The sequence below is a fragment of the Brevibacillus sp. FSL K6-0770 genome (assembly GCF_038000275.1).
Taxonomy (GTDB): Bacteria; Bacillota; Bacilli; order Brevibacillales; family Brevibacillaceae; genus Brevibacillus; species Brevibacillus parabrevis.
Genome location: NZ_JBBOBQ010000001.1, coordinates 2,859,045 through 2,880,909, shown reverse-complemented (window position 1 = coordinate 2,880,909; position 21,865 = coordinate 2,859,045). Strand labels below are relative to the sequence as shown.

Below are 21,865 nucleotides of genomic sequence, written 5' to 3'. Positions count from 1 at the left end.
TAAAAATTTGCCAAAGGAGGCGCCGGCGTTTGACGCCTCCTGGCAGGTTGTATGCCTTACTTGTCTTGGATGAGATCAAGCAAGTCGGCAATCTCTTCGTCATCCCAGCCAAATTCGGACAAGTTGCTCGCAGCCGATTGGGCTGGTGCGGCGGCTTTGTCTGTCTTTGCGTGTGCAAGCAATTGGCGCAAGGCAGTGATGTAGTAATCTGCCAGCGCTTCGATCGTTTCCTTGCGGTAAATTTCTTTGCTGAAGGCGATGCTCACCACCAGTTGACCACCGACGACCGAGCACCCGAAATCGAGCAGGTGTTGACGATCCGAGTTGCGGTTGAAGTTGTCGCCTCTCGCTTCGCTGGCAAAGCCGAACAACGAGTCCGTGTCACGAACCGCCTGATCCAGCTGGCCGAGGTAGTTGAAGCTGATCTGCGCTTTGGGCAAAGACTTGAACTTCTCCGCCGTTTCCTTGTTCAAGTAACGGAGGATGCCGTAGCCGATTCCTTTGTGCGGAATGCTGCGCAACTGTTCTTTCGTCGTTTGCAGCGCTTCTGTAAGCGAGCTTGTTCCCCGCGTATCCAGCAAAATCGTGTACATGCTCGTGAACCAGCCGACTGTCCGGGACAGATCGACATCGTCAAAAATGTCTTCGCGTCCGTGCCCTTCCAGATGCACCAAAGTGGTCTGATTGCCCGTCCAGACGAAGACCGCTTCTGCCAAGGCAGTCAGCAAGACGTCGTTGATCTGGGTTTGGTAGACGGCTGGCAGCTCTTGCAACAGCACTTTCGTCTCTTCCTGCGTCAAGGCGACGGAAACGGTTCTGGCTGCGAGCTCGCGGTTTTGACCGTGCTCGTAATCTTTTGGCAGAGCAGCCACCTCTGTATCGAGACGGCTCAGCCAGTAGTCGGCCTCTTCCGTGAGACTGTCGGACGCGGCGTACTCGACCAGTTTTTCCGCCCAATATTTGTAGGAGCTTGTCTTCGGCGGCAGTTGTACCTGCTTGCCTTGCAAAAGCTGGTTGCACGCCTTGTTCAAGTCTTCCGTGATGATTCGCCATGACACCCCGTCGACTGCCAGGTGGTGAATGACGATCAGCAAACGGCCTTCCTGCCCTGCGCCCATGTCGAAGTAAACGGCGCGGAGCAACGGGCCATCTGCCAGGTGCAAGCTTGCCTGCGCTTCCCCGGACAGCTTCTCGATCTGCTCCACTTGCTGGTTCGCTGGCAAATCTCCCAGCTCCACCACATAAAACGGAATGATATCGGTCCACTCAGCGCCCGCCTGCTTCCACGCTCCATTTTGATGGTAGAAACGGAGACGCAAGGCATCATGGTGACCGAGCAAGTGATAAAAGGCTTGTTTCAAAATCTCCGGATCGATCGGCTGAACGGTGAGCAGGACGGATTGGTTCCAATGGTTGCGATCCGCCAGTTTTTGCTCGAAGAACCAGTGCTGAATCGGCAGGAGTGGCACTTCGCCTGTGACAAGACCTTGTTCCGCGCAAATGTGGACCGAATCTCCCACAGCATGCGACAGCTCGGCAATCGTCTGATTTTCGAATAAAAGCTTGGGCGACAGGCGGATGCCGGACTGCCCTGCTCTGGCCACAATCTGAATGCTCAGGATCGAATCGCCGCCGAGTTCAAAGAAGTTGTCGTGAATCCCGACTTCCTCGACTCCGAGCACTTCCTTCCATATTTGCGCCAAAACTTTTTCGACGAACGTCTCTGGAGCTACATATTCGCCATCAGCAGCTGTGTACTCCGGCACAGGCAAGGCCCGGCGGTCTACTTTGCCGTTTGGCGTGAGCGGCAGAGCTTTCAGCGTGACAAAGGCCGCTGGCACCATGTATTCCGGCAGTTTCTCCTTGAGGTAGCCGCGCAAATCGTCAGCTTGTTCCGCATCGTCTTCTGCGACCACGACATAGGCGGCCAGTCGTTTCACGCCCGGCATATCTTCGCGGGCAAGAACGATCGCCTCTTTGACCGCTGGGTGCTGATACAGCACACTCTCAATCTCGCCCAACTCGACGCGGAAACCGCGGATGCTCACCTGGTCGTCGGAGCGGCCGATAAATTCGATCTGGCCGTCTGGCAAATAGCGCACGAGATCCCCCGTCCGGTACATTTTCGCCCCGCGATTCGCTGTGAACGGATTGTCGACGAAGCGTTCCTGCGTCAAATCAGGACGCTTGTAGTAACCGCGAGCCAAGCTGCTGCCGGCAATGTACAACTCGCCTGTCACACCAATCGGCACTGGCTGGCGCTGTTCGTCCAAAATGTACACTTGCACGTTGTCAATCGGTCGGCCGATCGAAGGCGGAGTGACCTGACCAGCTTGAACCGCGACGATGCCTGCTGTGGCGACGACCGCATTTTCCGTAGGGCCGTACTGGTTGACCAGCGTAAACGGCACATGCTCCGCCGGGTAATGATGCAGCTTGTCGCCGCCTGTCAGCACGTAACGCAAGGCAGCATGGGACGGCCAGTCAACAGACAGCATGCTCTCTGCCAATGGCGTCGGCAGGAAGCTGATCGTGATTCCTTCGGCAACGAGCCAGTCGCGCAGTTTTTCCGGGATGAGACGAATCTCTTCCTGCGGCAAGTACAGCGTGGCTCCTGCCGTCATGTACGGCCAAATTTCCCAGACAGCGGCGTCAAAAGCTGTTCCCGCGATTTGCGATGCCCGATCATCTGGCGTGATGGTGTAGGCATGTTGGTGCCAATAAATGAGGTTCAACAGAGCGCGGTGCTCGATCTCTACCCCTTTTGGCGTTCCCGTTGAGCCGGACGTGTAGATCACGTAGGCGAGCTGGTCGGTTGTCACTGCCAATTCCGGCGCTTGCGTGCTCTCTTCGGCAATGACCTCCCAGTCCGCATCGAGGCAAATGAACGCGGCATCGCCCGCAGGCAATGTTTCCAGCAAGCGTTCTTGCGTCAGCACAAACGGCATGCCTGTGTCTGCCATCATGAAAGCCAGACGCTCTTGCGGATAGGCTGGGTCCATCGGCACAAACGCGCCGCCCGCCTTGAGAATGCCCAGTTGTCCGACGATCATCTCGCTGGAGCGTTCGACGCAAATCCCGACGAGCGTCTCTGGTGTAATCCCTTGCTGTTGCAGGTAGTTCGCCAGCTGGTTCGCTTTTGCATCCAGTTGTGCGTACGTGAGCGAGCCTTCGGCGGAGACGACCGCCAGTTGCTCCGGCATTTTTTCGGCCATAGCGGCAACCAGCTCGTGCACGGTTTGCTCGTACGTGTAAGCGGCAGCCGTGTTGTTCCAAGCGGATACAAGCTGCTCGCGCTCATCTGTCGCAAGCAGCGGCAACGCCTGAATCGAGCTGTCCGGTCGGGCGACGATGCCCTCCAGCAGCTGATGGAAATGATTGACCATGCGCACGATCGTGCTGTGGTCGAACAAATCGGTGTTGTAGTCAAACGTAGCGACCAAGCCGTTTTGCGTTTCCGCCATCGTCAGGCTGATGTCGTACTTGGACATGACGGCTTCGTTCTTGCTTTCAAACGGTACGATCTCGATGCCCTCAAATTCACGGGTCAGCATCTGGAAGTTTTGCAGGGCGAACATGACTTGGAAAAGCGGCGAGTAGCTCAGGCTGCGCTCCAGCTCCAGTTCGTCTATTAACTTTTCAAAGGGCAGGTCTTGATGGGTGTAGGCTTCCAGCGCCGTATCGCGTACTCTCGCCAGCAGTTCGCGGAAAGTAGGTGCGCCGGACATGTCCGTTCTCATCGCCAAGGTGTTGATGAAAAAGCCGATCATCGACTCGGTTTCCTGTTTGTTGCGTCCGGCGACCGGACTGCCGACGATGATGTCGTCTTGACCGCTGTAGCGATAGAGCAAAGTCTGGAACGCCGCAAGCAACGTCATGAACAGCGTCGCGCCTTCTTGGCGGCTTAAAGCGTGCAGCTTTTCTGTCAACGCCAGCGGGAACGCCGTCGTGTACAAGGCTCCGTGATGCGTTTGCACAGCCGGGCGCGGACGATCTGTCGGCAAAGCCAGCATCGGCTCGGCGGCACCGAGTTTTTCTCTCCAGTAAGCCAGCTGCTGTTCGAGCACCTCGCCTTGCAGCCAATCGCGCTGCCACGCGGCAAAATCGGCGTATTGCAGCGGCATTTCGGCGAGCTGCGGCGTATCTCCCTTGGAGAGCGCTTCGTAAATCGTCGCAAGCTCTCCCATGAAAATGCTCATCGACCAACCGTCAGAGACGATATGGTGCATGTTGAGCAGGAAGACGAAATCTTCTTCGCCCGTCTGAATCAGCGTAGCTCGCAGCAACGGCCCTGTACGCAAGTTGAACGGCTGGCTGGCCTCTGCCTTTTCCAGACGCTGTACCGCAGCTTCGCGCTCTTCGTCCGGCAAATCGCGCAGGTCGATTTCAACGAGACGCCATTCCATCATCTCGTGAATGACTTGCACCGCTTCTCCGCCGATGTCGGTGAAAGTCGTGCGCAAGCTTTCGTGCCGCTCGATGATCGTTTGCAGACTGCGCTCCCATGCCCGGATGTTGAGCTGCCCTTGAATCCGTACGGCAGACGGGATGTTGTACAAGGCGCTGTCCGGCATCAGGCGATCCAGGAACCACAGCCTTTGCTGGGCGAAAGACAGCGGCAACTGTTTGTCCCGCGGTACAGGAACGAGCGGAATGCTGGTGACGCCTGATTGCTCCTCTAGCAGCCCGGCAAGCTTTTCGCTCATTCCGGCCACATCTGGATGTTCGAACAGCGTGCGCAGCGGGACATTGACGCCAAATGCTTCTTTTAAACGGGAGACGGCTTGCGTAGCCAAAAGCGAGTGTCCGCCCAGTTCAAAGAAATCATCGTAAACGCCGACGCGCTCTACAGAAAGCACTTGTGCCCAAATGTTCGCCACGATTTCTTCGATCGGCTTGCGCGGCGCCACGTACGCTTTGCCTGTCTCGGCATGTCCGTAGTCAGGAGCTGGAAGGGCGCGGCGATCCACTTTTCCGTTGACCGTGAGCGGAATTTTTTCCAGCCAGACGTAGCCTGCTGGCACCATGTATTCCGGCAAGGTCGACTTCAAGTAGCGGACAAGCTCTGCTTCATCCGGCTGCTGCCCGGTCGCGGCGACCAGATAAGCCGCCAGACGTTTGTCTCCCGCTCCCTCCTGCCGTGCGATCACGACGACATTTTGCACCGCTGGATGCTGTCTGAGCGCATTTTCGATTTCCCCCAGCTCGATGCGATAGCCGCGGATTTTCACCTGGTCGTCGATCCGGCCGAGAAATTCCAGCTCGCCGTTTTCCAAGTAACGCACCAGGTCGCCCGTCCGGTACAGTCGCTCGTCTGCTTGGCCGAACGGGTCCGCGATAAAGCGCTCTGCTGTAAGCTCGGGACGGTTCCAGTAACCTCTCGCTACCCCTTTTCCGCCGATGTACAGCTCACCTGGCACGCCGATTGGCACAGGTTGCAGATGAGCGTCCAGCACGTAGACCGTCGTATTGGCGATCGGGCGGCCGATTGGCGGATTTTTGCCGTCGTCCTGGCAATGCTTGAGCGTAGCCGTGACGGTTGTTTCGGTCGGTCCGTAGCAGTTGATGAATTGACGGCCTGTTGCGTAGCGGGCGACAAGCTCCCGGCTTGGCGCTTCCCCGCCGACAATGATCGTCCGCAAGTCTGGCAAATCTGCTTCTGGCAAGGCAGCCAGCACAGAGGAAACCATCGCGAAGGTCGTAATTCGTTGCTCCTGGAGCACCCGGATCAGCTCTGGCCCCGGCAAAAGCGACTCGCGATCCTCGATCACGAGTGTCGCTCCGGCGAGCAGGCTCATGACGATCTCCGAGACCGACACGTCGAAGCTGAACGAGATGAATTGCAGGACGCGGCTGGTCGCATCGATCTGGAAATGGCGGATCAAGTCATAGGCCAAATTGATCACGCTACGATGCTCGATCATTACGCCTTTTGGCAATCCGGTCGAGCCGGACGTATAGATCACGTAAGCGAGATTGTGCTCGCCGACGCTCGTTTCCGCGTTTGTGACAGGCTCGTTCGCCAATTCGTCGCTGTCCAGGCAAATGACCTGACGGGACGAAGCTGGCAGTCTGTCTGTAAGTGAAGCCTGCGTCAACAAAACGCTCGCCTGCGAATCCTCGATCATGTAGGCAATCCGTTCTTGCGGGTGCGCCGGGTCGAGCGGAACGTAAGCTGCCCCTGCTTTCATCACGCCGAGGAAAGCGACGATCATTTCCGGAGAACGCTCGACGCAAATGCCTACCAGCTCATCCGGTTTTACCCCTTCAGCAAGCAATCGGTGGGCCAACTGGTTTGCCCGCTCGTTCAACTCGGCATAGGTCAGTTCCACGTCCTTGTAGACGAGAGCAACGGCATCCGGCGTCTTTTCCACTTGCTGTTCAAACGCCTGATGGACGCATAGCTGCTGCGGGTAGGCCACGCTCGTCTCGTTCCAGTCGACCAAAACTTGCTGGCGCTCGCGCTCACTGATCATCGACACGTCCTGGAGACGTTGTTCCGGCTTTGCTGTCATGTCCTGAAGCAACTGAGACATCTGCTGCAACACGCGCTCGATTTGCTCAGGCGCAAAGCGGTTTTGCTCGTACTTGATTTTTACAATCAACTCTTCGCCCGGGCCGCAGACGACCGTAAGCGGATAGTTCGTCTGCTCGATCGTCTCCACGTCAGACAAGCGCAGCTGGTGCTGTTCGTCTTTCACCGACTCCCCGATCGGGTAATTTTCAAAAATGAAAATGCTTTCGAACAAGGCGGTGTTGCGCGTCATTTCACTCCAGCCCTGGATGTCGACCAATGGCGTGTACTCATACTGGCGAAGCTCCACTTGCTGCTCCTGCATGCCGCGCAGCCATTCCCGAACGGATTGGTTCGCATCCAAAGCAACGCGAATCGGCAAAGTGTTGATGAAAAGTCCCACCATGCTCTCTACGCCAGGCAGATCGGCGGGACGCCCGGACCCTGTCGCACCGAAGACGACGTCATCCGTTCCGCCGTAGCGGCCAAGCATCAGCGCCCACGCCCCTTGCACCAACGTATTCAGCGTCAACTGGTGCGTACGGACAAAAGCTTGCAAGCGGGCGGTCGCGTCTTTCGCCAGACGAATTTCTTGCTCCTCGTACCCTTTTGGCAAATCAGCCCGGCCGCCAGTGCTGTTGCCCATCGCCAGTGGAGTTGGCTCGTAAAAGCCTGCAAGCTGCTCACGCCAAAATTGTTCGGCGGCTTGCAAGTCTTGCCGCTGTACCCACTCTACGTAATGAGCGAACGGTTGAACAAAGCTGTGCGCGACTTCTTTTCCTTCTGCCAGAGACAAATAAGCGCTAAACCAGTCTTTCAGCACAATCGGGATGCTCCAGCCATCGAGCAAGACGTGGTGGAAGCTCCATGTGAAGCGATACGCACTCTCGCTCAACCGGAACAGCGTCCAGCGCATGAGTGGTGCCACAGCGATCTCGAAGCTGCGTCGGCGGTCAGCCGCCAAGTATTCGCTCAGCTCCGCTTTTTGCTGGTCAGGCGTCAGATGGCGCAGGTCGATTTTTTCCACGCACGCCTTCACTTGCTTGCGGACGACTTGATGCGGTTCCGTCAAGCCTTCCCATATAAACGAGGTGCGCAAAATCGAATGGCGATCCACGACTTTTTGCCACGCCTGCTCAAACGCTTCGACATCCAGTCCTTCCACCGTCATCGCCAGTTGAACGACGTAGTCTCCTCCCTCCTGCTCGTACAGAGAGTGGAACAACATGCCGCCTTGCAACGGACTTAGCGGATAGACGTTTTCGATCGAGCGATTTTGTCCCAAATACTTGTCGAGCGCGCGCTGATCCATCCGTGCAAGCGGGAAGTCAGATGGCGTATAGCCGCCTGCCGCTTCGGACTGGCCGTGCGCAATGATTTCACGCAGCGCTTCCAAATAGTTGTGGGCAAGCTGCTGGATCGTGGCTTCCTCGTGAATGTTTTCGCTGTACATCCACGTGACGTGGAGCTGCTCCCCTGCAATCACGCTGTTTACGTCGAGCAGGTGCTGGCGAATCGCCTGCTGCCCCACATTGGCGCCTCTCGCTTCTTGCGCCATCCCGAATTTCGACTCGGGTACAACTGCCTGATCAAACTGTCCGAGGTAGTTGAAGCTGATTTCTGCCTGCGCCTTTTCTGCCAGACGTTTTTGCAGTTCCGCATCCTCGCTCAAATAACGCAAAATGCCGTAACCGACGCCTTTGTTCGGAATGCTGCGCAACTGTTCCTTGACCGCTTTCAGCGTGTCTCCCCACGGCTTCGTCGGGTCGACCGAAAGCTGTACCGGGTACAGGCTCGTAAACCAGCCAACCGTCCGGGACAAGTCTGCGCCCTCGATCAACTCCTCGCGCCCATGCCCTTCCAGATGAATCGCGACTGTCTGCTCGCCTGTCCAGCGATGGAGCGCTTTGGTCAAAGCGGCAAGCAACACGTCATTGATTTGCAGACGATATGGCGAGAGCGTATCTTGCAGCAAGGCGCGAGTCTCTTCCGCGTTCAAGGAAAGCATGACTTGTTTAACGGTCGCTTCCGTGTTTTCGCTTGGCTCGAAGATGCGGTCAATCGGCAGCGGTTTTACCTCGTCCATTTGTTCCAGCCAAAATGCTTTTTCCTGACGAAGCGCTTCGGACGTCGCGTACAATCGCAATTGCTCGGCCCACGTCTTGAACGAGGTCGTCTTCGCCGCAAGCTGCACCGCTTGTCCTTTTGCCAATTGCTCGTAAGCGGTTTGCAAGTCTTCGAGCAAAATGCGCCAAGATACACCGTCTACCACAAGATGGTGAGCGACGATCAACAGACGGCCCGGCTGTTCGGCCCCTAGCTGGAAGTAAACCGCTTGGACAACAGGCCCCTCAGTCAGATCGAGGCTCGCTTGCACTTCGCTGGCTATTTCCTCCAGTCGCATCTCTTGCTCCGCCGTCGTCGGGAAGGCGGAAAGGTCGACGCTGCGGAAAGGAATTGTCTCGGGAAGTCCTTCAATCCGCTGTGTCCAGCCTTGCTCTGTCCGGCTATAGCGCATGCGCAATGCGTCATGATGAGCGAGCAGGCACTCGATGGTGCGCTCCAAAACAGCCAAATCCACAGGCTGCTGCACCGTCAAAAGCAAGGATTGATTCCAATGGTGCACAGACGGCTGTTCGGAGGCGAAGAACCACGTTTGAATCGGCGTGAGCGGCACGTCACCTGTCACGATGCCCTGTTCATTCGGCAGTTTTGTTGCTACGCTTTCGTCCGTCACTGTAGCGACGCTTGCCAATTCCGCAATCGTCTGGTTTGCCAAAAGCTGTTTCGGCGTCAGGCGAATCCCCGCCTGGTTGGCCCGGGACACGATCTGGATGCTCAGAATCGAGTCGCCACCCAGTTCGAAAAAGTTATCGTGTATCCCAACATCCGCTAATCCAAGAACATTTTTCCATATATGCGCAAGCTTGATCTCCAGCTCGGTTGCCGGAGCTACATAAGTGCCGTCCGCCTCGCTATTGAACAGATCAGGCGCTGGCAATGCGCGGCGATCCACTTTGCCGTTCGGAGTCAGCGGCAGGTCAGCCATGAAGACAAAAGCCGCTGGCACCATGTACTCAGGCAACAGTTCCTTCAAGTAGCTGCGGAAGTCGCCTGCTTGAACGGCTTGTCCTTCCTGCCCTTCTCGCTGCACGATATAGGCGACAAGCCGCTTCATCCCCGGCATGTCTTCGCGAACGAGGACAATCGTTTCTTTGACCGCCGGGTGGCTGTACAGAGCCGTTTCGATTTCACCGAGTTCGACGCGGAAGCCGCGAATGCTCACCTGGTCGTCAGCGCGCCCGATGAACTCGATGTTTCCATCCGGCAAGTAGCGGACAAGGTCCCCGGTCTTGTACATGCGCGCGCCCGCTTTTTGCCCATACGGATTCGCGATGAAGCGTTCTCTGGTCAAGTCAGGGCGATGCAAATAACCGCGCGCCAGGCTGTCTCCGGCGATGTACAGCTCTCCCGCTACGCCAATCGGCACGGGTTGCAGCTTTTCATCGAGCACGTACACCTGCACATTGTCGATCGGACGGCCGATTGATGGCGCGGATACTTGGCCAGCTGCTGCCGGAACGATGCCTGCCGTGGCGACGACGGCGTTTTCCGTCGGCCCGTATTGGTTCGCCAAAACAAACGGCAGCGTTGCCGGCGGGTAGTCGTGCAGCTTGTCTCCTCCTGTCAGCATGTAGCGCAGCTTGGCATCGCTCGGCCACTCCAAGGTCAGCAACCGTTCCGCCAATGGCGTCGGCAAAAAGCTGATGGTGATGCCTGATGCGACGAGCCAATCTCGCAGCTGCTCCGGCACGAGACGGATTTCTTCGGACGGGAGGTACAGCGTCGCTCCCTTTGTCAAATACGGCCAGATTTCCCAGACAGAAGCGTCAAAAGCTGTCCCGGCAATTTGCGTCGCCCGGTCTTCTGCGCCCACCTCGTACGCGCGCTGGTGCCAAGAGACGAGATTTAACAAGGCAGCATGCTCGATCTCTACCCCTTTTGGCGTTCCGGTCGAACCAGACGTGTAAATGACGTAGGCCAAATTGTCGCGGTTTGTAGCGATCACCGGAGCCACGTCGCTCTCTTCTGCAATGAGACTCCAATCGCGATCCAGGCAAAGGAACGTCGCTCTCGCCTCTGGCAATTGCGCAAGCAGATGCTCCTGGGTCAATACGACTGGCATCTCGGCATCTTGCATCATGAACGCGAGCCGCTCTTGCGGATACGCCGGGTCCATCGGGACATAGGCACCGCCCGCCTTGAGTATCCCCAGCTGGGCGACGAGCATGTCGATGGAGCGATCCAGGCAAACTCCGACAAGCGTTTCGGAGATAATTCCCTGCTTGTGCAAGTAATTCGCTACTTGATTCGCTTTGGCATCCAGCTCGGCATAGGTGATCTGTCCTTCGTCCGAGACGACTGCCAGCTGATTCGGCAGCTGCTGCGCGATTCGGGCAACCTGCTCATGCACGCACGTATCGCGTTCTGACGGCACGCTCGTATCGTTCCATTGGAAAAGCACTTGCTTACGCTCCTGGTCGCTGACAAGCGGAATGGCAGTGATCGGTTGCAGCGGATTGACCGACACAGCTGCAAGCAGGTTGGCGTAATGGCCCGCCATGCGCTCAATCGTCGCCGGATCAAACAGATCGGTATTGTATTCAAAGGTCGCCATCAGCCCTGCAGGCAATTCGACCGTGGTCAAGGTGATGTCAAACTTCGCGCTGACTCCCTCTTGACCGATGTGGAACGGCTCAAGACGAATGTGCGACAGCGCTTGGGCGTCCATCGGGATGTTTTGCAAAACGAACATCACCTGGAACAGCGGCGAGTAGCTGAGGCTTCGTTCCAGCTCCAGTTCATCGACCAGCTTTTCAAACGGCAGGTCTTGATGGGCATACGCTTCCAGCGCCGTCTCGCGCACTTTTCCGAGCAAATCGCGGAAGGTCGGTTCACCGGACAGGTCCGTGCGCATCGCCAGTGTATTAATGAAGAAGCCGATCAGCGACTCGGTTTCCTGTCTGTTGCGTCCCGCGACCGGACTGCCGACGACGATGTCGCTTTGGCCGCTGTAGCGATAAAGCAAGGTCTGGAAGGCAGCGAGCAAGGTCATGAACAAAGTCGAGCCTTCTTCCCGGCTGAGTGTTTTCAAAGCCGCAAGCCGCTCTGCCGGAAGCGTGATCGTATGCATGGCTCCCTTGTGGCTTTGCACGGCCGGACGCGGACGGTCTGTCGGCAGGGCAAGCAGCGGTTCTGCGCCACCGACTTTTGCTTTCCAATACGCAAGCTGCTGCTCCAGCACGTCGCCTTGCAGCCAATCGCGCTGCCATGCGGCATAGTCAGCGTATTGCAGCGGCAGTTCGGCAAGCTGTGGCGTTTCTCCGGCAGACAATGCTTCGTATATGGTCACAAGCTCTTCCATGAATACGTTCATCGACCAGCCATCCGCAACGATATGGTGCAGGTTGAGCAAAAAGACGTACTCCTGCTGAGCCATGACGAGCAAGCTCGCCCGCAGCAACGGGCCGCGCTCCAGGTCAAACGGTCGCTTGGCATCTTCTATCGCGAGCTGCAATGCCTTCGCTTCGCGCTCAGCTTCGGCCCATTCGCGCAAATCCACTCGGCCCAGGCTCCACTCGATTGCCGGGTGAATGATTTGCACCGCTTCCCCGTCTCGATCCGAAAAAGTCGTCCGCAAGCTCTCGTGACGCTGGATCAGCAGCTTGAGACTGCGTTCCCACGCCTCGACATCCAGTTCCCCGTGCAGACGGGCAGCGGACGGGATGTTGTACAGGAAGCTGTTCGGGATCAGCCTGTCCAGGAACCACAACCGTTGTTGCGCAAACGAAAGCGGTACATGCTGGTCGCGCGGCACTGGCACGATTGGCTGGCTGCGAAGAGCGGTTTCCCCTTGCAAAAGGGACGCAATCTGTGTACTGATCGCCGCCGTCGTCGGGTGATCGAACAGCATGCGCAGCGGCAATTCTACGCCAAATGCTTGTCGCAAGCGGGAAATCGCTTGTGTCGCCAGGAGCGAATGTCCGCCCCGCTCAAAGAAATCGTCATGCACGCCGATTTTCTCGACGGAAAGCAGCTGCGCCCATATATTCGCTACCATTTCCTCCGTCGGCGTCCGCGGCGCGACATACTCTTGACGTGTCGCCAAAATCCCCCAATCCGGTGCGGGCAATGCTCTGCGGTCGACTTTTCCGTTCACCGTGAGCGGAATCGCGTCCATAAAGACAAAGCCTGCCGGGATCATGTAGTCGGGCAATGTCTCTTTCAAATAACGGGCAAGCTCCTCTGCCGCTGGTTGTGCTTCGCCCGCTGCCACCATATACGCAGCCAGACGCTGCTCCCACGCGATGACAACCGCTTCCTGAATCGCCGGGTGCTGGCTGAGCGCACTTTCGATTTCGCCCAGCTCGATACGGTACCCGCGAATTTTCACTTGGGTATCGATGCGTCCGAGGAACTCAAGGTTGCCGTCTGGCAAATAGCGAACGAGGTCGCCCGTGCGATACAGACGCTCTCCTTTTGCTCCGAACGGATGCGCGATAAAGCGCTCTGCGGTAAGCTCCGGGCGGTTCCAGTAGCCGCGCGCCAGTCCTTTTCCACCGATGTACAGCTCGCCGGGCACCCCTACAGGTACAGGCTTTTGATTCGCATCCAGCACGTACAAGGTCGCGTTGGCGAGCGGACGACCGATCGGCGCGCTCTTCATCCCCGCGTTGCAAAGCATCATCGTGGAGCAAACCGTTGCCTCTGTCGGCCCGTAGCAGTTGAAAAACTGACGACGATCCGCATAGCGGGCGACAAGCTCGCGGCTCGGTGCTTCTCCGCCCACGATCAGCGTCTGCAAATCAGGCAGATCGGCGGCGGGCAGTGCCGCCAGAACCGAAGACACCATCGAGACTGTCGTGATGCGCTTTTGTTGCAAAACCGAGATTAATTCCGGGCCAGGCAAAAGCACTTCGCGATCCTCGATCACCAAGGCCGCACCTGCGAGCAATGCCATGACGATCTCGGATACAGACACGTCAAAACTGAACGACGTAAACTGCAAGACGCGGCTGGATGGCTGAATCCGGAACGCCTCGATCAAGGCATGAGCCAGATTCACCACGCTGTGATGCTCCACCATGACCCCTTTTGGCAATCCGGTTGAACCAGATGTGTACATGACATAAGCCAGATTTTGCTCCGTTACCTCGCTTGCCGGATTGGCAACAGGCTCATTTGCCAGCGAATCACCGTCCAGGCAAATCACGCGAGCCTGCGTTTTTGGCAAAAGCTCAGCCAAAGATTGCTGCGTCAGCAAAATGCTCGCCTGCGAATCTTCGACCATGTAGGCGATGCGCTCTTGCGGCAAAGCCGGGTCGATTGGCACGTAGGCAGCTCCTGCTTTCATCACCCCGAAAATTCCGATGATCATTTCCGGGGAGCGTTCGACGCAGATGCCGACCAAGGTGTCCGGCTTCACTTCTTGCGCAAACAGCCGATGCGCCAGTTGGTTTGCCCGCTGGTTCAGCTCGGCGTACGTCAGCTCCACGTCTTTGTAGATGAGCGCCACGGCATCCGGCGTCTTTTCCACTTGCTGTTCAAAGGCTTGCTGCACGCAAAGCCCGGTCGGATAGTCCACCTTCGTCTCGTTCCACTCGATCAAAACCTGCTTTTGTTCACTCTGACTAATCATGTTCACGTCAGCCAACAGCTGATCCGGGTTGGCGGTCATCGATTGGAGCAAAAGCGTCATTTGCTCCAGCACGCGTTCGATGCGTCCACCGTCAAATCGGCTTTGGTCGAACTTGATTTTCACGAGAAACTCGGCGCCAGGGCCGCAAACAACCGTAAGCGGGTAGTTCGTCTGCTCGACCGAGTCCACATCCGCGATCTGGAAGCTGTGATCGACTTCTTTGACCGACTCGTCAATCGGGTAGTTCTCGAAGATGAAAATGCTCTCGAACAGCGGAGCGTTGCGGGCCATTTCGCTCCAGCCGTGGATGTCGACCAGCGGCGTGTATTCGTACTGGCGCAGCTCCACTTGCAGCTCTTGCAGTTCGCGCAGCCACTCCCGGACTTTTTTGCCGGGGTCCAGCGTCACGCGAATCGGCAACGTATTGATGAACAGCCCCACCATGTTTTCTACGCCAGGCAAATCGGCAGGACGTCCTGATCCAGTTGCCCCGAATACGACATCTGCTTCTTTGCTGTACGTGCCGAGGATCATCGCCCAGGCACTTTGCACCAATGTGTTCAGCGTCACCTGATGCTGGCGGGCAAAAGCTTGCAGCTCTCGCGTCCGCTCTGCGGAGAAGCGGATGCTGCGCTCGTCGTAGCTTTTCGTCTCCCCGACAGCTTGCACGGTCTGCCCGAAGTTCACTTGCGTCGGTGCGTAGATCCCTTTCAGATGGTTGCGCCAGAAGCGTTCAGCCGCTTGCAAGTCCTGGCGCTGAATCCACGCGACATACTGGGAAAACGGATGGACAGCGCCGAGCTGAATGTCTTTTCCGTCAGCCAGAGCCATATAGGCAGCGAACCAGTCTTTCATGACCAGCGGCACGCTCCAGCCGTCAAGCAAGACGTGGTGGAAGCTCCAAATAAACCGATAGGCCGTATCGCTTATGCGCAGCAACGTCCAGCGCATAAGCGGCGGTTCTGTGATCGCGAAGCTGCGCTTGCGATCCTCCTCCAAAAAGGCGTCCCACTCCGCTTTCTGCTGATCGGCGGGCACATGCCGCCAATCTTGTTCATCCACGACAACCTGGACGTGCTTGCGAACGATCTGATGCGGCGTGGACACCCCGTCCCAAATAAACGATGTACGCAAAATGGAGTGGCGATCCACGACTTTTTGCCACGCCTGCCGGAAGACGTCGACCTCGACATGGTGCATCGTCATGGAAAACTGAACCACGTAGTCTCCGCCCGCATGTTCGTACAAGGAATGGAAAAGCATTCCTTCCTGCAATGGCGTCAGCGGATAGACGTTCTCGATCGAGCGATCCCGGCCCACATAGTTGTCGATGGCGCGCTGATCCAGTCGCGCTAACGGGAAATCGGATGGGGTGTAGCCCCCTGCCTCTTCTGATCGGCAATGTTCCATAATCTCGCGCAAAGACTCCATGTAATCACGGGCAAGCGCTTCGATTGTTTCTTGGTTATGGATGTTCGCGTTGTACATCCAGGTGATATGCAATTGCTCCCCGGAAATGGCGCTGTTTACATCAATCAAATGAGCGCGGATCGCGTCTGCGGCGATATTCGCCCCTCGCGACTCCTCGGCCATGGCGAACTTCGCGCCAGCCGATACCACCTGGTCAAACTGCCCGAGGTAGTTGAAGCTGATCTCCGGCTTCGTATAGGCTTGCAGCTGCTCTTTCCACTCGTCATCATTGCTGAGGTATTGCAGGATGCCGTAGCCGATGCCTTTTTGCGGAATGTGGCGCAGCTGCTCCTTGACTGCTTTCAGCACATGCCCCCATGGCTTCGACTGGTCAAAGTCAAGCTGTACCGGATACATGCTCGTGAACCAGCCAACCGTCCGGGACAAATCCGCGCCTTCGATGATTTCCTCGCGTCCGTGCCCTTCCAGATGGACATGCAACGTCTTTTGCCCTGTCCAACGCTGCATCGCTTTCGCCAAAGCGGCCAGCAATACATCGTTGATTTGCAGGCGGTAAGCGGTAAGCGTCTCATGCAGCAAGGCGCGCGTCTCGTCTGCCCGAAGCGAAAGCGTCACTTGCTTCGCAGCCGCTTCTGTATTCTCGTTCGGCTCGTACGGATGATCGACCGGAAGCGGGCTTCCGCCGCTGCTTTGTTGCAGCCAGTACGCTTTTTCCTGCTCTAGCGCATCCGAGTCGGCATAGTCAGCCAATTTTTCCGCCCACATTTTGAACGAAGTCGTTTTCGCCGGGAACGACACGTCTGCATGGTTCGCCAATTGCTCGTAGGCATGCTGCAAATCTTCGAGCAAAATGCGCCACGAGACGCCGTCGACGACCAGGTGGTGAACGACGAGCAGCAATCGGCCCGCTTTCTGTTCACCCAGATTGAAATACACGGCTTGAACGACATTGCCTTCCGCAATGTTCAGACTCGCTTGCACTTCGCTGGCGATTTCCTCCAGGCGGGCTGCCTGCTCTTGTTCTTGTGTCGAAAGGTCGGACAAATCCACGCAACGGAACGGGGTGTGGTCGCCAAGTCCGTTCATTTGCTGCGTCCACGCGCCGTCCACGAAAGAAAAGCTCATGCGCAACGCATCGTGGTGGGACAGCAAGCTTGCGATGGCACGCTCCAGCACGGATACGTCAACGGGTTGCTGAACGGTCAGCAGCAAAGATTGATTCCAATGGTGCAACGACGGTTGGTCGGCTGCAAAAAACCACTTCTGAATCGGGGTAAGCGGCACATTTCCCGTCACGATGCCCTGTTCGTTTTCCCATTTCGTATGGGGCAACTGGCTGGAATCCGCCACGACGCGCAGCAATTCGGCAATCGTCTGGTTTTCGAACAGTTGCTTTGGCGTGAGCCGAATCCCGAGCTGGTTGGCCCGGGCCACGATCTGGATGCTGAGAATCGAATCGCCGCCCAGTTCAAAAAAGTTGTCGTGGATGCCCACATCAGCGACACCCAGCACCGTTTTCCATATATCCGCAAGCTTCACTTCCAGCTCCGTTGCAGGAGCGACATAACCGCTGGCGGCCTCGCTGCGCGCATACTCGGGAGTCGGCAGCGCCCGGCGATCCACTTTTCCGTTCGGAGTCAACGGGAAGCTGTCCATCTGCACGAAAGCGGACGGGATCATGTACTCAGGCAGCTTATCTTTCAAATACGAACGCATCTCGACAGGCTCGACGGTTTGGCCGCCTGCAAAAACGAGGTAAGCGGCAAGCCGTTTGTCGCCAGGGGCATCCTCGCGCACCATGAGAAACGCTTCTTGCACAGCCGGATGGCGAAGCAGTGCCGTCTCGATCTCGCCCAATTCGATGCGGAAACCGCGGATTTTCACCTGGCTGTCGATCCGCCCGATAAACTCGATCGCGCCGTCTGGCAAATAACGCACCAGATCGCCCGTCCGGTACAGACGCGAAGCTTTTTGCGGGTCGAACAGATTGTCGACGAACCGCTCTGCGGTCAGCTCCGGGTTGTTCAAGTAACCGCTGGCAAGCCCATCGCCGCCTATATACAATTCGCCAGCCACGCCCAGCGGAACGGGCTGTCTGTTTTTGTCCAAGACGTACACGGTTGTGTTGCTGATCGGTCGGCCAATCGGGAAGGAAGTAATCTCTTCCGCCAGCTCTGTGACAGGATAGCAGCACGTAAAAGTCGTGTTTTCCGTCGGGCCGTAGCCGTTGATTACCGTCACTCCGCCCAGCGCCAGCACTTTGCGCACGTGCGGAACAGAGACGACATCGCCGCCGACGAGCAGTTGGCGCACCCCGCGCAAATAGTCCGCGTTATGGTCGACCATGATCGAGAACAAGCCTGCCGTCAGCCAAAGCGTCGTTACTTTGTGCTGCACAATCGCTTCGCCCAGTTCATCGAGGGATGGCAAATCCGGCGGCATCAGCACCAGCTTGGCTCCGTTCAACAACGCGCCCCAGATTTCAAAAGTAGCCGCGTCAAACGAAACCGTAGACGCTTGCAGGAATACATCCTCTTCGGTGATCGTGACGTAGTTTGTGTTTTTGACCAGGCGGACGATGCCGCGATGAGCGACGAGAACCCCTTTTGGCGTGCCTGTCGAACCGGACGTGTAAATGACGTAGGCGAGACTGTCTTTTGTCGCATCCACGGCAGGCGCAAGCGGACTTTCCGCTGCCCACTTTTTCGCATCGCGGTCGAGATAGACCGTGCGGCGCTTGCGTCCTTTCCATTGCTTGCCTAGATGTTTTTGCGTCAGCAAAATCGATACGTTGGCATCTGCCAGCATGAAGGCGAGGCGCTCTTCGGGATAAGCCGGATCGAGCGGCACATACGCTCCGCCTGCTTTCAAAATCGCAAGCAGACCGACGAGCATATCCAGCGAACGGTCAACGCACAGCCCGACGAGAGTGCCTGCTTCCACGCCTTGCTTTTGCAAGTAGTTGGCGAGCTGATTCGCTCTTGCTTCCAGTTCGGCATAGGTCAATTGCTGGTCACCCGCAACTGCGGCGATGCGCTCCGGGTACCGGGCTGCTGTTTCTGCAAACAGTTGGTGCGCCGTTTTGTCGCGCGGATAGTCGGTGGCTGTCTCGTTTTGCTCCACCACCAGCCTATTCCATTCGCTCTCGCCGAGGAGGGCGAGCTGATCGAGCGACGCTTCCGGTTGCGTGACGATCGACGCCAACAAATGTTGCAAATGCTCAGCCATTCGCTCAATCGTCGTGCGGTCGAACAAGTCCGTGCTGTACTCGAATGCAGCGACGAGGGTGTCTTCCTTCTCTCGCATCGTCAAAGTCAGGTCGAACTTGGAAGTCGTCAGATGGCTCTCGGTATCCACTGGCGCAACGTGAAGACCTGCTGTCTCGACGTCCTCGAGTGGGAAGTTTTGCAGAACGAACATGACCTGGAACAGCTGCGAGTAGCTGAGACTGCGCTCCAGTTGCAGTTCATCGACCAGCTTTTCAAACGGCACATCTTGATGCGCATAAGCTGCCAGCGCTGTTTCGCGCACCCGCGCCAGCAATTCGGTAAAGGGCAAATCTCCTGACAAGCTCGTGCGCAAAGCAAGCGTGTTGACGAAGAAGCCGATCAATTTCTCGGTTTCCTGACGATTGCGTCCAGCTACCGGACTGCCCACGACGATGTCTTCCTGACCGCTGTAGCGATACAGCAACGTTTGGAAAGCGGCGAGCAATGTCATGAACAAGGTCGTGTTGGCTTCCTTGCTGAGCTTTTTCAAGTTAGCGAGCAGATCGTGCGAAAAGCTCGTCGTGTAAGTCGCCCCTTCGTAGCTTTGCACGGCAGGACGCGGACGGTCTGTCGGCAAAGCGAGCAGCGGTTCCGCCCCGCCGAGCTTCTCTTTCCAGTAGGCGACTTGCTGCTCCAATACTTCGCCCTCCAGCCACTCGCGCTGCCAGGCGGCAAAATCGGCATACTGAATCGGCATTGGCGCGAGCTGCGGCACTTCGCCTTTGCTGTACGCTTTGTAATGGGCAAACAACTCGCGCAGGAAGACGCCCACTGACCAGCCGTCAGAAACAATGTGATGCATGTTGATCAAAAAGACGTGCGCTTGCTCCTCTGTCCGGATCATCGACGCGCGCATCAACGGACCTTGGCGCAGATCGAACGGCCGGGCGGCATCGTCAGCAGCCAGACGCGCGATTGCTTGCTGCTTTTCCTCGCTGGAACGGTCGCGCAAGTCCACGGTATCCAGCTTCCAGTCCAGCTGCGGATGAATCACCTGCACGGCTTGTCCGTCTATGTCAGTGAACGTCGTACGCAAGCTTTCGTGACGGGCGATAATCGCTTGCAAGCTTTTTTCCCATGCTGCGACGTCGAGTTCCCCCTGCAAACGGAGCGCAAACGGAATGTTGTACATCGGGTTGTCCGGCATCAACTGATCGAAGAACCACAAGCGTTGCTGGGCAAAAGACAGCGGCAAAGCGCCATCTCTTGGCACAGGCTGAATCTGAGTCGAGCTGCCATCCGTGCCCGGCCCTCCCAGCTGAAGAGCGGCCGTTTGTTCACTCCACGCGTCAATCGTCGGGTGCTCAAAAATCGAGCGCACAGACTGCTCGACTCCAAACACTTCGCGCAGCCGGGAAATGACCCGTGTCGCCAAAAGGGAGTGACCGCCAAGCTCGAAAAAGTTATCGTGAATCCCCACTTTTTCGACTCCAAGCACCTGCGACCATATGCTTGCGATCAGCTCTTCCGCCTGATTGCGCGGCTCTGTGTATGCTTTTGTCTCTGAACGGTTCCCCCACTCCGGCTCCGGCAAGCGCCTGCGGTCGATCTTGCCGTTTGCTGTCAGCGGCATCGCGTCTAGGAACACATAAGCAGAAGGCACCATGTATTCAGGCAGTTTCGTTTTGAGCCATGCCTGCAAATCGGCAACTTCTGGCGCATCGTCTTTGGCAACCGTCACATACGCTGTCAAATGCTTCTCGCCACGGTCGTTTTCCCGCGCCATCACGACCGTTTCACTCACTTCCGGGTGCAAGGCAAGCGCTGCTTCCACTTCCCCCAATTCGATGCGGAAACCGCGGATTTTCACCTGGTTGTCGATCCGCCCGATAAATTCAATCGTGCCGTTCGGCAAGTAGCGCACCAGATCGCCCGTCCGGTACAGACGCGATCCTTTTTGCGGATCGAACGGATTCTCCACGAACCGCTCTGCGGTCAGCTCCGGATTGTTCAAGTAACCAAGAGCAAGGCCGTCTCCCCCTATGTATAACTCGCCTGCTACTCCATACGGGACAGGCTGCTTGTGTTTGTCCAAGACGTACACGGTCGTGTTGCTGATCGGTCGGCCAATCGGGAAGGAAGTAATATCTTCGGACAACTCCGTGACAGGATAGCAGCACGTAAAAGTCGTATTCTCCGTCGGGCCATAGCCGTTGATCACCGTCACTCCGCCTAATGCCAGCACTTTGCGCACGTGCGGAACAGAGACGACATCGCCGCCGACGAGCAGTTGGCGCACCCCGCGCAAATAGTCCGCATTATGATCGACCATGATCGAGAACAACCCTGCCGTCAGCCAAAGCGTCGTTACTTTGTGCTGCACAATCGCCTCTCCGAGTTCATCGAGGGATGGCAAATCCGGCGGCATCAGCACCAGCTTGGCTCCGTTCAACAACGCGCCCCAGATTTCAAAAGTAGCCGCGTCAAACGAAACCGTAGACGCTTGCAGGAATACGTCCGCTTCGCTAATCGTGACGTAGTTCGTGTTTTTGACCAGGCGAACGACGCCGCGATGCACGGCGAGAACTCCTTTTGGCGTACCTGTCGAACCGGACGTGTAAATGACGTAGGCGAGACTGTCTTTTGTCGTATCTACATCAGGCGCAAGCGGGCTTTCCGCTGCCCACTTTTTCGCGTCGCGGTCGAGATAGACCGTGCGGCGCTTGCGTCCTTTCCATTGCTTGCCTAGATGCTTTTGCGTCAGCAAAATGGAAATTTTCGCATCTGCCAGCATGAAGGCAAGACGCTCTTCGGGATAAGCCGGATCGAGCGGCACATACGCTCCGCCTGCTTTCAAAATGCCGAGCAGACCGACGAGCATATCCAGCGAACGGTCGACGCACAGCCCGACGAGAGTGCCTGCTTCCACGCCTTGCTTTTGCAAGTAGTTGGCAAGCTGATTCGCTTTCGCTTCCAGCTCGGCATAGGTCAATTGCTGATCACCCGCAACTG

At 57.0% G+C, this 21,865-nt stretch carries 1 protein-coding gene; it reads right to left on the bottom strand.

Annotated features, from left to right (window positions below; genetic code table 11):
• Positions 1-56: 56 nt before the first annotated feature.
• Positions 57-21,845, bottom strand: a complete 21,789-nt coding sequence (locus tag NST23_RS13910; protein ID WP_445662500.1) for a non-ribosomal peptide synthase/polyketide synthase — start codon at positions 21,843-21,845, stop codon at positions 57-59.
• Between the last annotated feature and the right edge of the window lie 20 nt (positions 21,846-21,865).